Here is a 12,760-nt window from a genome sequence, read left to right as displayed (position 1 = left end):
TTGCAAGAGCCGCGGCGGAGAGGGAAGCAAGCGAGAAGTGGCGCATCGGATGTCCTCCAAGGACTGGTGAAACAATGGAACCAAGCTAGCGGGCGATTCATGGCGACGCCATGGCGGCGAAATGAACCGCAGATAAAAGCTGATATTTATTTCAGGGACTATCCGCGTAGCCCCCCGCGAAGGCGCGCACGACAGCTAACTCAACTTCCCGCCTTCAGCGCCTTTTCAATTTCCACCTTCAAAACCCTGTCGAAATTCTCCGGCGTCACGCCGCCGACCAGCTTGTAGCTGATGTTGCCGTCGCGGCCGACGATGAAGGTCTCGGGCACGCCATAGACGCCCCATTCGATGGCGGCGCGGCCGTTGCCATCGACGCCGACGATGCTGAACGGATTGCCGTAGCGGCCGAGGAAGCGCCGGGCGTTGTCCGGCGAATCCTTGTAGTTGATACCGACGATCTGGATACGCTTGTCCTGGGCCAGCGTGGTGAATAGCGGCGCTTCCTCGTGGCACGGCACGCACCACGATGCCCACACGTTGACCACGCTGACGCGGCCCTTGAAGGCGGCGGGATCGAGCCCGGGAATTGGCGCGCCGTTGCCACTGAGGCCTTCCAGTGCCGGCAGCGCCGTGGCCGGGGCCGGGCGGCCGATCAAGGCGGAGGGAATTTTGGCGGGATCGCCGGCGCCCAGCCGAAACCAGAACAGCGCCGCCATCACGGCGAAGCCGAGCAGCGGCAGCGCCATGATCCAGCGGCGCTTCGGGGCGATGGTCTCGCTCATGACAGGTCCGTGGCGCTGCGGCCGGAACGGCGGCTGACGCCGCTGGCCTCGAGCGCGTGCAGTCGCGCGGTGACGCGGCGATGGTCGAGCGCGATCCAGACGATCAGGATCAGCACCACCGCTGCGACCAGCGCGTAGGACAGCACGATGAAGCTGGCGTAGGGACCGAGGGTCATTGCGGCAGCGCCACGGGCTTGCTGGCCTGCAGCATCTGCAGCGCGCGGACGCGGCGGCGCAGGATCTCGTTGCGCATCGCGGCGAGGTGCAGCGTGATGAACAACAGCGAGAACGCGACCGCCATCACCAGCAGCGGGATCAGGAACGCCTTGTCGAGCGACGAGCCGCCCATCTTCATCACCGAGGCCGGCTGGTGCAGGGTATTCCACCAGTCCACCGAGAACTTGATGATCGGAATGTTGATGGCGCCGACCAGGGTCAGGATCGCTGCGGCGCGCGCCGCGCGCGACGGATCCTCCACCGCGCGCCACAACGCGATGAGGCCGAGATACATCAGGAACAGGATCAGCACCGAGGTCAGCCGCGCGTCCCACTCCCAGTAGGTGCCCCACATCGGGCGGCCCCACAGCGAGCCGGTGACCAGCGCAAGAAACGTAAACGCCGCGCCAATCGGCGCCGCGGCTTTTGCGGCGACGTCGGCGAGCGGATGCCGCCACACCAGCGTGCCCAGCGAGGCGATGCTCATCACGCCCCAGACGAACATCGACAGCCAGGCATTGGGCACGTGGATGAACATGATCTTGACGGTGGCGCCTTGCTGGTAGTCGTCCGGCGCCAGCGCGGATTGATACAGCCCGACAGCAAGGAGGATCGCCGTGACGATGGCCAGCCACGGCAGCACGCGGGTGGTCAGCGACAGGAAGCGGGTCGGATTGGCGAGTTCGGTCAGCGTCATGACATTCCTGATAATCGTCGCAGCGGCGGCAGGCAATCGCGCTTGTTCTGGGTCATCGGCACTCCGCAAGAGTTGATGTGCATCAATCCAGCCCGTGCCGCAGGCTGGCCGCTGCCGCAAACGGGCCGATCACCAGGCTGGCCAGCGACAGCGCGCAGAGAATCGAGAACGGCGTGCCGAACGACAGCGGCCCGTCGATCGCCGCATTGGACGCGGCGACGCCAAAGATCAGCACCGGAATCGACAGCGGCAACACCAGCACCGCCAACAATAGCCCGCCGCGCTGCAGCGTCACCGCCAGCGCAGCGCCGATCATGCCCGTAAAGGTCAGCGCCGGCGTCCCGGCCAGCAGGGTTAGCGCCACCGCCAGCGTTGAGGGCCCGTCGAGATTAAGCAGCAACCCGAGCACCGGCGTGGCAACGATCAGCGGCAGCCCGGCGGCGATCCAGTGCGCCAGCGCCTTGGCGGCGCAGGCCAGTTCCAGCGGCGTCCGGCTCATCAGGATCAGGTCCAGCGATCCGTCGTCGTGATCGGCCGTGAACAGCCGGTCCAGGGTCAGCAGGCTGGCCAGCAGCGCGCCGATCCACAGGATCGCGGGCCCGAGCCGCGCCAGCAGCGCTAGGTCCGGGCCCAGCGCGAACGGCATCAGCACGACGACCGTCAGAAAGAACAACACCCCGATCAGCGCGCCGCCGCCAACGCGGAGGGCGATCCGGATGTCGCGGCGAATCAGGGCAGCGAGGGCGGTCACGACTCGTCCCCGATCCGCAATTCGCGCGCGACAATCCCGAGCGGCGCGTGGGTCGCGGCGATGATCATGCCGCCGCCGCCGAGATGCGCCGTCATCAATCCCGCAAAAATCCGCTGGCTGGCCAGATCGAGGGCCGAGGTCGGCTCGTCGAGCAACCAGATCGGGCGGCGCACCGCCAGCAGCCGCGCGATCGACAGCCGGCGGCGTTGCCCGGCTGACAGAAACCCGGCCGGCAACGCTGCGGCGTGACTCAGGCCGACCGCCGCCAGGCATTCGGCGGGATCGGCCGGCACGCCGCCGAGAAACTCCGCCCAGAATGCCAGGTTTTCCATCGCTGTCAGCGCGGGCTTCATGGCGTCGCGGTGTCCGAGGTAGTGCGCCTGCTCGGCCAGGGTCAGTTCGGCATCACCGCCATCCAGCGCGATCGAGCCGGCTTCCAGCGCCAGAAGCCCTCCGATCAGCCGCAGCAGCGATGTCTTGCCGGCGCCGTTGGGGCCGACCACGGCCAGCGCCTCGCCGGCGGCGGCGTCAAAATCGAGCCCGGAAAACAGCTCACGGCCGCCCCGCACACATCGCAAACCACGCCCCGAGAGCCGCATCCTTGTCCTTTCACGGCCCTCTGCTAGTGGAGAGCGGCGCAGCCACGTTGCCTGAACTCGCATTGCTGCGAAACGATTGTCGGTGTGGCGGCAGCTCTAGAAAGATTCTATAAGCCGGAACTTGATGCAGCACACAATCGGCGCCTGCAAGCCAATCAGGCTGGGTTTGCTGCGGTGTACTGATACCTTTGCCGGGTATCCTTAAACGAATTGGGACCGTTCCATATGACCTCGCTCGACAGCTTCAAATGCCAGAAGACCCTCAAGGTTGGCGCCAAGACCTATGTCTATTACAGCCTGCCTTTGGCCGAGAAGAACGGCCTGACGGGCATTTCGAAGCTGCCCTATTCGATGAAGGTGCTGCTGGAAAACCTGCTGCGTCACGAAGACGACCGCACCGTCAAGAAGGCCGACATTCTCGCCGTCGCCAAATGGCTGAAGAAGCGCCGCCTCGAGCATGAAGTCTCGTTCCGCCCCGCCCGCGTGCTGATGCAGGATTTCACCGGCGTCCCCGCGGTGGTCGATCTGGCCGCGATGCGCAACGCGATGCAGGCGCTGGGCGGCGACGCCGAGAAGATCAACCCGCTGGTCCCGGTCGATCTGGTCATCGATCACAGCGTGATCGTGAACTTCTTCGGCGACAACAAGGCGTTCGGCAAGAACGTCGCTGAAGAATACAAGCAGAACCAGGAGCGCTACGAATTCCTGAAGTGGGGCCAGAAGGCCTTCTCGAACTTCTCGGTCGTTCCCCCCGGCACCGGCATCTGCCACCAAGTCAATCTCGAATACCTCGCCCAGACGGTCTGGACCAAAAAGCAGAAGATGACGGTCGGCAAGAAGACCGCCACCTATGAAGTCGCCTATCCCGACACCCTGGTAGGCACCGATTCGCACACCACCATGGTCAACGGCCTCGCGGTGCTCGGCTGGGGCGTCGGCGGCATCGAGGCGGAAGCCGCGATGCTCGGGCAGCCGCAGTCGATGCTGCTGCCGGAAGTGATCGGCTTCAAGCTGTCCGGCGCGCTGAAGGAAGGCGTCACCGCCACCGATCTGGTGCTCACCGTCACCCAGATGCTGCGCAAGCAGGGCGTGGTCGGCAAGTTCGTCGAATTCTTCGGCCCCGGCCTCGACTTCCTCTCGGTCGCCGACAAGGCCACCATCGCCAACATGGCGCCGGAATATGGCGCCACCTGCGGCTTCTTCCCGGTCGATGCCTCGACGATCGATTATCTCAAGACCACCGGCCGCAAGGCAGACCGCGTTGCGCTGGTCGCCGCTTATGCCAAGGCGCAGGGACTGTTCCGCACCGCCAAGTCGGCAGATCCGGTGTTTACCGAAACCCTGAAGCTGGATCTCGCCGACGTCGTGCCGTCGATGGCCGGACCAAAGCGTCCCGAAGGCCGCATCGCGCTGCCCGCGATCGCCGAAGGTTTCGATGTCTCGATGACCGCCGAATACAAGAAGGCCACCGACCACGGTGCGCGCTTCGCCGTCGAGGGCAAGAATTTCGACCTCGGCCATGGCGACGTGGCGATCGCCGCGATCACCTCCTGCACCAACACCTCCAACCCCTCGGTGCTGATCGGCGCGGGCCTGCTGGCGCGCAATGCCGCGGCCAAGGGTCTGAAGGCGAAGCCGTGGGTGAAGACCTCGCTGGCCCCGGGCAGCCAGGTGGTTGCCGAATATTTGTCGAATTCCGGGCTGCAGACCGACCTCGACAAGGTCGGCTTCAACCTGATCGGCTTCGGCTGCACCACCTGCATCGGCAATTCCGGTCCGCTGCCGGAAGAGATCTCCAAGTCGATCAACGACAACGGCATCATCGCTGCCGCCGTGCTGTCGGGTAACCGCAACTTCGAAGGCCGCGTCTCGCCCGACGTGCAGGCCAACTACCTGGCCTCGCCTCCGCTGGTGGTCGCCTACGCGCTGGCCGGCACCGTGACCAAGAACCTCGCGGTCGAGCCGATCGCGACCGGCAAGGATGGCAAGCCGGTGTTCCTCAAGGACATCTGGCCGACGACGAAAGAGATCAACACCTACATGAAGAAGTACGTCACCTCGACGATCTTCAAGAAGAAGTACGCCGACGTGTTCAAGGGCGACACCAACTGGCGCAAAATCAAGACCGTGGAGAGCGAGACCTACAAGTGGAACATGGGCTCGACCTATGTGCAGAACCCACCCTACTTCGAAGGCATGAAGCGCGAGCCGGAAGCCATCGTCGATGTGGTCGATGCCCGCATCCTGGCGATCTTCGGTGACAAGATCACCACCGACCACATCTCGCCGGCCGGCGCCATCAAGCTGACGTCGCCTGCGGGCAAGTACCTGTCGGAGCACCAGGTGCGCCCGGCCGACTTCAATCAGTACGGCACCCGTCGCGGCAATCACCAGGTGATGATGCGCGGCACGTTCGCCAACATCCGCATCAAGAACTTCATGCTGCAGGGCGCCGACGGCAACATCCCGGAAGGCGGCCTGACCAAGCATTGGCCCGACGGCGAGCAGATGGCAATCTTCGATGCCGCGATGAAGTACCAGGCCGAGAAGGTGCCATTGGTCGTTTTCGCCGGTGCCGAATATGGGAATGGCTCGTCGCGCGACTGGGCGGCCAAGGGCACCCGCCTGCTCGGCGTCCGCGCCGTGGTCACCGAGAGCTTCGAGCGCATCCATCGCTCCAACCTCGTCGGCATGGGCATTCTGCCGCTGACCTTCGAAAGCGGCACGTCGTGGAAGTCGCTCGGCCTCAAGGGCGACGAGAAGGTCACGATCCGCGGCCTGCAGGGCGACCTCAAGCCGCGCCAGATGCTGACCGCGGAAATCACGTCGGCCGACGGCACGCTACGCAAGGTGCCGCTGCTGTGCCGCATCGATACCCTCGACGAGCTCGAATATTACCGCAACGGCGGCATCCTGCAGTTCGTGCTGCGGCAGTTGCTCGCGTAACCGATCACAATATGTAGTGCGACGGTGTGCCTCACTGCGAAGTGAGTGGCGAGTGAACAGAAGGCGGCCTATCAAGGGCCGCCTTCTGGCGTTTGAGGGCATGTGTGTGCTAGCGAGACCTCCGGTGCGACACCGTCCGTTATGTGTCGCCATTCAGGCGTGGCAAATCTCATGAAGGCCTTTCACGGCATATCGCGATGGTCCGGCGCATTCGGTGTTTGCGCAGCGCTTGTAATGAGCGGTACCGCACATGCCGATCCCCGTGCCGTGGTCGAGCTCTTTACCTCGCAGGGCTGCTCTTCCTGTCCGCCGGCCGACAAGGTCATCGGCGAACTCGCGCGCGATCCGTCGGTGATCGCGCTGAGCCTACCGATCGATTACTGGGACTATCTGGGCTGGAAGGATACCCTGGCCGATTCGCGCTTCAGCGCGCGCCAGAAGGCCTATTCTCACATGCGCGGCGACCGCGACGTGTACACGCCGCAAGTGGTCATCAACGGCGCGACTCAGGTGATTGGAAGCGACCGCGACAAGATCGAACATGCGATCGAGGACACGCGGAAAACCGAAGCCGTGATGTCGGTGCCCGTGTCGATGACGATCTCCGGCAAGCAGGTCAATGTCGCCGTCGCGGCTTCCACCAATGGCCCCGGCGGGGCGCGCGGCGAGGTGTGGATCTGCTCGGTCTCGAAGGCTGTGCCGATCACGGTCGGACGCGGCGAAAATCGCGGCCGTGAGTTGACCTACTACAATGTCGTTCGTAGTTGGCTGAAGGTCGGTGACTGGAGCGGCAGCGCCGCGAACTGGACCGTGCCGCTGGAAAACATTTCCCGCGACGGCGTCGATGCCGCAGTGGTCTACGTCCAGGATGGCAGCCGCGACAGACCGGGCGCCATGCTCGGCGCTGCCTATACGACGCTGCAATAATTTCCGATTGAGACTGTCATTCCGGGACGCGCTAAGTCGGCGCAGCCGCAGATCCGGAATCCAGAAATGTTTTGAGCATATCGGGATTCCGGGTTCGCTCGCAGCTAGCGCTGCTCGCGCCCGGGAATGACAAAGCCCGTCCCAAAAAGAAAAGGACCAACTTGCGTTGGCCCAGTGGGGATTACTTAATTACTGCGGCAGGCCCGATCCCAACGACCCCGGGGGGCTGGGGGCTGAGGAATCCGAGACCGGAAGAACCGGGCCCGTCGCAGTATCTCGTTGTGGCATCCCACAAGGGCACCCGATGGGCGGAAATTTGTCGGCAATAAGATTCGTCTAACGATCCCGTGACAGCATATTTCTACCTCTCGGTATCACCTGCAGCGTCGCCTCTTGCGGAGCGCCTCGGACGGCGCAATCATGTGGGATATGTGACAGGAGGCGCTGCATGAGTTCGATATCAGGGGATATGGATCCCGGCGAGAGCCGCGGGGCGGAGCGCAACGCGACCGCCCCTGTCGTCACCTTCAACCGCCTCGAACTCAACCGCATTCTCAACCTGTATGGCCGCATGGTTTCCGACGGTGAGTGGCGCGACTACGCAATCGACTTCCTGAAAGACCGCGCGGTGTTTTCGGTATTCCGCCGCACCTCGGAAGTGCCGATCTATCGCATCGAAAAAGATCCGCGACTGGCGCGCAAGCAGGGCATCTACAGCGTGATCTCCGCCAGCGGCCTGATCCTGCGCCGCGGCCACGAGCTCGACCGCGTGCTGCTGGCGATCGACCGCAAGCTGGCGGTGGTGTAGCGGATCGTTACGTGCCGGGGTCCTTGTCCGGCAACGTCCGCCCGCCACCGCCGAGCGCCCGCTGCATCATCACGATATCGAGCCAGCGGCCGAACTTGTAGCCGACATCGGGATGCAGGCCGATCATCTGGAATCCCGCCTTGGTATGGACGCCGATCGAACCGGCATTGGCGGAATCCCCTATCACCGCAATGATCTGGCGAAAGCCGAGCGTCTCGCAATCGTCGATCAGCCGCTGCAGCAGCCGGGTGCCGATGCCGCGGCGATGGCTCTCCGGTGCCAGGTAGATCGCATTCTCCACGGTGAAGCGATAGGCCGGCCGGGTCCGGTACAGCGATGCATAAGCGTAGCCGACGACGCGGCCATCGAGCAGCCCCACCAGCCAGGGGAAGCCGGCCGACGTCAGCTCTCCGAAGCGCCGCGTCATCTCCGGCAGATCCGGCGGGATCAGCTCGAAGGTCGCGGTGCCGAACTGCACGGCTTCGCCATAGATCGCGGTGATCGCGGGAAGGTCGGCGGGGCCGGCAGGCCTGATTTCAATCTCGGACATGCCACCGAGCCTAATTTTACCGGCGGCAAAAGAAAAGCCCCGGCCGCAAGGCCGGGGCTTCGTATAATCTTGAAATTATCGAGCAAACCCGAAGGTTACTCTCTCTGTCCGAGCAGCTGCAGCAGCAGCGTGAACAGGTTGATGAAGTTCAGGTACAACGACAGCGCGCCGGTGATGGCCGCACGTTCCGCTACGTCGCCACCCTGGGAGGCGTAGCCGTAGATGTAGTCGTTCTTCAGGCGCTGGGTATCGTAGGCGGTGAGGCCCGCGAAGATCAGCACGCCGACCACCGAAACGATGAACTGCAGCATCGAGCTCGCGACGAAGATGTTGACCACGCTCGCGATGATGATGCCGAACAGGCCCATGATCAGGAACGAGCCCATGCCCGTCATGTCACGCTTGGTGGTGTAGCCGTACAGGCTCAACGCACCGAACGAGGCCGCGGTGATGAAGAACACCCGGGTGATCGAGGTGTGCGTGTACACCAGGAAGATCGACGACAGCGAGATGCCCATCAGAGCCGCGAAGGCCCAGAACAGCAACTGCGCGGTGGCCGGCTTCAGGCGGTTGATGCCGAACGAGATGGCGAACACCATCGCCAGCGGCGCCAGCATGAACACCCACTTCAGCGGGCTCACGAACATCGCATAGCCGAACGGAGTCAGATACGAGCTGCCGATCCGGGCCGCGGCGCCCGACGGATCCGTGGTCACGGCCGCCATATAGACGCCGAGGGCGGCGAGGCCGGTGATGGCGAGGCCGATCGACATGTAATTGTAGATGCGGAGCATGTAGGAGCGCAGCCCGGCATCCACGGCCGCCGCGTCGCGTCCGGCGACCCGGCCGAAGGGAGAAGCAAAATTACGATCGAAGTCCGACATGGTCGAAATCCTGTGTTGTCCGGCTGAACGCAAAGGGTTTGCGCCGCCGGTACGAAATCTATCCCAGAAACCGGCGCGCGCTGCCATTAATTCGGTGTCATGCGCGCCAACCTCTGACCCAGAGGGTATGTGGTAAACTAACACACTCGCTGCAAGCTTCCACGCGTGGCGGAATGTCGCTCCATGGCGTGTGGTCGGTGGACTAGCCAACCTGCGGGCGCATTGGGGCCTCCCGCTTTTTCGGCGAATCGCCCGCCAAGACCGTCATTCGTGCCAAAACCGGTCACAAATTCCGCAATACGGTCGCCGGCTTCTGGTTCAGGGCCACCAGCGTGCCCGCCAGGCCCAGCCCCACTGTGACAATAAGCGCGGCCAGCACGACGCCCGCCGAGCTGCCGGCCTGCCAGATGAAGCTCAGGGTCATCAGCCGGGTTACGATCAACCAGGCCGCGACCGAACCCGCCAACACGCCGAACACCGCTGTGGCGAAGCCGATCATCAGGTATTCCAGCGCATAGGCGCCCAGCAGCCGCGCCCGTGTCGCCCCCAGCGTCTTCAGGATCACCGCGTCATAGACCCGGTGGCGATGGCCGGCGGCCAGCGCCCCGCCGAGCACCAGGATGGCGGACAACAAGGTCACCGCGCTGGCGCCGCGGATCGCCAGCACCAGGTTGGTGACCACGGTGCCGATGGTGTCGAGGGCCTCGCGGACCCGCACGCTGGTGATCATCGGGAAGGCGTCCGCGACCGCCTTGACCAGGGCGGCATCGCCGGAAGGATCGGAATGGGCTTCGGTCAGGGTGGCGATGTGGGTGTGCGGCGCCCCGCGAAACGTGTTGGGCGAAAACACCAGCACGAAATTGATACCCAGGCTCTGCCAGTCCACGGTGCGCATGTTGGAGATTTTCGCTGAAATGTCGCGGCCGAGCACGTTGACCACCACGTCGTCGCCGAGCTTCAGCCCGAGCCCGTCTGCGAGCTTCTTCTCGAACGACACCAGCGGCGGGCCACTGTAATCCGGCGCCCACCATTCGCCCTCGACCAGCTTCGAACCGGCAGGAACCTGGTTGGTGTAGCTGAGGCCGCGGTCGCTCTGCAGCACCCATTCGGCATCCGACGATGGCTTGAGGTCCTCGGCCTTGACGCCGCGCGCGGAAATGATCCGGCCGCGCAGCATCGGCACGTCCTCGACGGTGGATTGCGGCGCCTTTTCCTTCAGGAACGCGCCGAAGCGATCCGCTTCTGTAGAGGGAATATCGATGAAGTAGAACGACGGTGCCTTGTCCGGCAACGCTGCCATGAACTGGCGCCGCAGATTGCCGTCGATCTGGGTGATGGTGACCAGCACGGTCAGACCGAGCCCGAGCGACATCACCACCGACGGCGTCAGCGCGCCCGGCCGGTAGATGTTGGCGATAGCGAGCCGCAGCATGGTCATGTCCGGTCGCGGCAGGCGCCTCGCGGACGCCATCAGTGCCGAAGCGATGCCGCGCAGCAGCGCGAACACCAACATAGACGACACCACGAATACCGCCGCGACGCGCTTGTCATAAGCGAGCCCCACCACCACGGCGATCAGCAGCGCGATCACCAGCGCCATCCAGACCAGGTAGCGCAGTTTGGGCCGGTGAGTTTCGCCGGACACCTCATCGCGGAACAAGGCTGCCACCGGCACGTCGTGAACCCGCGCCAACGGCCACAGCCCGAACGCCAGCGCCGTCAGCAGGCCATACAATAGCGACAGCGCCAGTTCGCCGGAATGCAGCGCCGGCACCACCGGCAACGGCAGCAGGTTGCCGAACAGGCCGACAATGACGAACGGCAGCCCGGCGCCAAGCACGAGGCCGATCAGCGAACCGATCACGGCCAGCACCAGCACCTGGGTCAGGTAGATTGCGAACACGTCCCGGCCGGTGGCGCCGAGCGCCTTCAGCGCGGCGATCACGTCGCGGCGGCGGTCGATGTGGCTCTTCACGGCATTGGCAACGCCGACGCCGCCGACCAGCAGCGCGGCGAGACCGACCAGGGTCAGGAACTGGGTGAAGCGGGTGATGGTGCGTTCGAGCTGCGGCGACGCATTGTCACGGGTGCGGATTTCCCAACCGGCCTGCGGCAGGGCTTTTCGTGAATCGTCCGCCAGCGTGCCCGCGGCGCGATCGTTGGCGGCGCTGTCCGGCAACCGGACCCGATAGATCCAGCGCACCAGACTGCCGGGCTGCAGCAGCTTGGTTGCGCGCAGGGCGTCCTCGCTGGCGAGGAACCGCGGCGCAAAGCCGACGCCGCCGGCGAGCTTATCCGGCTCGGCGTCCACCACGCTGCGAATCTGGAAGGTGGCGCTGCCGACCGTGATGCGGTCGCCGAGCTTGAGATCGAGGCGGGCCAGCAAGACCGAATCGGTCGCCGCGCCAAAGGCGCCATCGCGCTCGGCCAGCAGATCGCCGACCGGCATCTCCGGCTTCAAGGTCAGCTTGCCGAGCATCGGATAGCTATTGTCCACCGCCTTGATCTCGACCAGCGCCAGCCGTCCATCGGAAGCCCGTGCCATCCCGCGCAGGGTCGCGGCGGTGGAAACCTGGCCACGCGAACGCAGGAACGCCAGTTCTTCCGGCTTGGCCTCGCGCTGCATCAGCGAGAATGCGGCATCGCCGCCGAGCAAGGTACGGCCCTCGCGCGCCAGGCCTTCGCTGAGGGAGGCTGCGACCGAGCCGACCCCGGCGATCGCCATCACGCCGAGTGCGATACAGGCAATGAAGACATAGAAGCCGCGCAAGCCGCCGCGCATCTCGCGCAGCGCATAGCGGAACGCCAGCGACGGACCGCGGCTGGTCGGAATGGTCTCGGAGATGACGGTCATGGATCAGACCGTCTCGATATGGCCGGAGCGCAGCCGCACCACGCGGTCGCAGCGCTGCGCCAGCGTATTGTCGTGGGTTACCAGCACCAGCGTCATGCCGCGCTCGGCATGCTGCGCGAACAACAGATCCACGATCTGGCTGCCGGTGGCTTCATCGAGATTGCCGGTCGGCTCGTCGGCGACGAGAATCGCCGGATCCGGCGCCAGGGCGCGAGCCAGCGCCACGCGCTGCTGCTCGCCGCCGGACAATTGCGTGGGGTAGTGATGCAGCCGGGCGCCCAGCCCGACTGCTTCCAGCTCGCGCGTCGCGCGCGCCATGGCGTCCGAACGTCCGGCCAGTTCCAGCGGCACCGCGACGTTTTCCAGCGCGGTCATGGTCGGGATCAAATGGAAGGACTGGAAGACGATGCCGACATGGCGGCCACGAAACCGTGCGAGGCCGTCCTCGTCGAGGTCATTGAAAGAGGTGCCATTGACCACCACCTCTCCGCTGTCAGGACGTTCCAGCCCCGCCATCACCATCAGCAGCGTGGATTTGCCCGAACCTGACGGACCGATCAGCCCGATCGCTTCGCCGGGGCCCACGCGCAGGCTGATATCCTTGAGGATATGCACGCGTGCCGCACCGCTGCCGAGCGAGAGGTTGAGCTTCGAGATGGAAATGGTGTCCGGCGCGACGCCGGCCGATGATGAGGCTTCTATGAAAGTATCCATGCAGGCTTCATATGGCACTTCCTTTGCGGCGG

General features: G+C 64.6%; 12 protein-coding genes. 3 read left to right on the top strand and 9 right to left on the bottom strand.

Annotated elements, in window-relative coordinates; genetic code table 11:
* Window positions 1–200: 200 nt before the first annotated feature.
* The 5 genes from JWR89_RS10830 to ccmA form a co-directional block, all read right to left on the bottom strand.
* A complete protein-coding gene (locus JWR89_RS10830) occupies window positions 201–782 on the bottom strand; it encodes a DsbE family thiol:disulfide interchange protein (protein WP_299715513.1) in 582 nt (193 codons plus the stop codon).
* Window positions 779–958, bottom strand: a complete 180-nt coding sequence (gene ccmD, locus JWR89_RS10825) for a heme exporter protein CcmD (protein WP_299715510.1) — start codon at window positions 956–958, stop codon at window positions 779–781. The genes JWR89_RS10830 and ccmD overlap by 4 nt, the downstream gene beginning before the upstream one ends.
* Window positions 955–1,695: a heme ABC transporter permease gene (locus JWR89_RS10820; RefSeq protein ID WP_299715508.1), complete on the bottom strand. Its 741-nt coding sequence runs from the start codon at window positions 1,693–1,695 to the stop codon at window positions 955–957. The genes ccmD and JWR89_RS10820 overlap by 4 nt, the downstream gene beginning before the upstream one ends.
* A gap of 82 nt (window positions 1,696–1,777) precedes the next feature.
* Window positions 1,778–2,446 carry a heme exporter protein CcmB gene (ccmB, locus tag JWR89_RS10815; RefSeq protein WP_299715506.1) on the bottom strand — a complete coding sequence of 223 codons (669 nt, stop codon included), beginning with the start codon at window positions 2,444–2,446 and terminating at the stop codon, window positions 1,778–1,780.
* A complete protein-coding gene (ccmA, locus tag JWR89_RS10810; protein ID WP_299715504.1) occupies window positions 2,443–3,045 on the bottom strand; it encodes a heme ABC exporter ATP-binding protein CcmA in 603 nt (200 codons plus the stop codon). The genes ccmB and ccmA overlap by 4 nt, the downstream gene beginning before the upstream one ends.
* A 225-nt stretch (window positions 3,046–3,270) precedes the next feature.
* Between ccmA and acnA the strand changes: the two genes are divergently transcribed.
* The 3 genes from acnA to JWR89_RS10795 all read left to right on the top strand — a co-directional run bounded on the left by acnA (window position 3,271) and on the right by JWR89_RS10795 (window position 7,726).
* On the top strand, window positions 3,271–5,991 hold the full coding sequence (acnA, locus tag JWR89_RS10805) for an aconitate hydratase AcnA (protein ID WP_299715501.1): 2,721 nt from the start codon (window positions 3,271–3,273) through the stop codon (window positions 5,989–5,991).
* Window positions 5,992–6,132: 141 nt separating this feature from the next.
* Window positions 6,133–6,918 (top strand): thioredoxin family protein, encoded by a 786-nt coding sequence (locus JWR89_RS10800; protein WP_299715498.1) that lies wholly within the window; start codon window positions 6,133–6,135, stop codon window positions 6,916–6,918.
* Between the two features lie 448 nt (window positions 6,919–7,366).
* Entirely contained in the window at window positions 7,367–7,726 is a 360-nt protein-coding gene (locus tag JWR89_RS10795) for a DUF2794 domain-containing protein (protein WP_299715496.1), read from the top strand.
* A 7-nt stretch (window positions 7,727–7,733) separates the two neighbouring features.
* Here JWR89_RS10795 and JWR89_RS10790 read toward each other — a convergent pair whose 3' ends face one another.
* From JWR89_RS10790 to JWR89_RS10775, 4 genes are all read right to left on the bottom strand, one after another.
* Window positions 7,734–8,276, bottom strand: coding sequence for a GNAT family N-acetyltransferase (locus JWR89_RS10790; protein ID WP_299715493.1), 543 nt, complete (start codon window positions 8,274–8,276; stop codon window positions 7,734–7,736).
* A gap of 95 nt (window positions 8,277–8,371) precedes the next feature.
* Window positions 8,372–9,160, bottom strand: a complete 789-nt coding sequence (locus JWR89_RS10785) for a Bax inhibitor-1/YccA family protein (protein WP_299715490.1) — start codon at window positions 9,158–9,160, stop codon at window positions 8,372–8,374.
* A 283-nt stretch (window positions 9,161–9,443) separates the two neighbouring features.
* Window positions 9,444–12,014 carry an ABC transporter permease gene (locus JWR89_RS10780; protein WP_299715487.1) on the bottom strand — a complete coding sequence of 857 codons (2,571 nt, stop codon included), beginning with the start codon at window positions 12,012–12,014 and terminating at the stop codon, window positions 9,444–9,446.
* Between the two features lie 3 nt (window positions 12,015–12,017).
* On the bottom strand, window positions 12,018–12,728 hold the full coding sequence (locus JWR89_RS10775) for an ABC transporter ATP-binding protein (RefSeq protein ID WP_299715484.1): 711 nt from the start codon (window positions 12,726–12,728) through the stop codon (window positions 12,018–12,020).
* Between the last annotated feature and the right edge of the window lie 32 nt (window positions 12,729–12,760).

The organism is Tardiphaga sp. (genome assembly GCF_028290785.1).
Taxonomy (GTDB): domain Bacteria; phylum Pseudomonadota; class Alphaproteobacteria; order Rhizobiales; family Xanthobacteraceae; genus Tardiphaga.
The sequence above is the reverse complement of the archived record's forward strand: the minus strand, read 5'-3'. Positions and strand labels throughout refer to the sequence as shown.

Bases quoted from the DNA above. Each gene is read 5' to 3' on its own strand.
- JWR89_RS10830 (WP_299715513.1), bottom strand. From the start codon at position 782: ATGAGCGAGACCATCGCCCCGAAGCGCCGCTGGATCATGGCGCTGCCG.
- ccmD (WP_299715510.1), bottom strand. From the start codon at position 958: ATGACCCTCGGTCCCTACGCCAGCTTCATCGTGCTGTCCTACGCGCTG.
- JWR89_RS10820 (WP_299715508.1), bottom strand. From the start codon at position 1,695: ATGACGCTGACCGAACTCGCCAATCCGACCCGCTTCCTGTCGCTGACC.
- ccmA (WP_299715504.1), bottom strand. From the start codon at position 3,045: ATGCGGCTCTCGGGGCGTGGTTTGCGATGTGTGCGGGGCGGCCGTGAG.
- acnA (WP_299715501.1), top strand. From the start codon at position 3,271: ATGACCTCGCTCGACAGCTTCAAATGCCAGAAGACCCTCAAGGTTGGC.
- JWR89_RS10800 (WP_299715498.1), top strand. From the start codon at position 6,133: ATGTGTCGCCATTCAGGCGTGGCAAATCTCATGAAGGCCTTTCACGGC.
- JWR89_RS10795 (WP_299715496.1), top strand. From the start codon at position 7,367: ATGAGTTCGATATCAGGGGATATGGATCCCGGCGAGAGCCGCGGGGCG.
- JWR89_RS10790 (WP_299715493.1), bottom strand. From the start codon at position 8,276: ATGTCCGAGATTGAAATCAGGCCTGCCGGCCCCGCCGACCTTCCCGCG.
- JWR89_RS10785 (WP_299715490.1), bottom strand. From the start codon at position 9,160: ATGTCGGACTTCGATCGTAATTTTGCTTCTCCCTTCGGCCGGGTCGCC.
- JWR89_RS10780 (WP_299715487.1), bottom strand. From the start codon at position 12,014: ATGACCGTCATCTCCGAGACCATTCCGACCAGCCGCGGTCCGTCGCTG.
- JWR89_RS10775 (WP_299715484.1), bottom strand. From the start codon at position 12,728: ATGGATACTTTCATAGAAGCCTCATCATCGGCCGGCGTCGCGCCGGAC.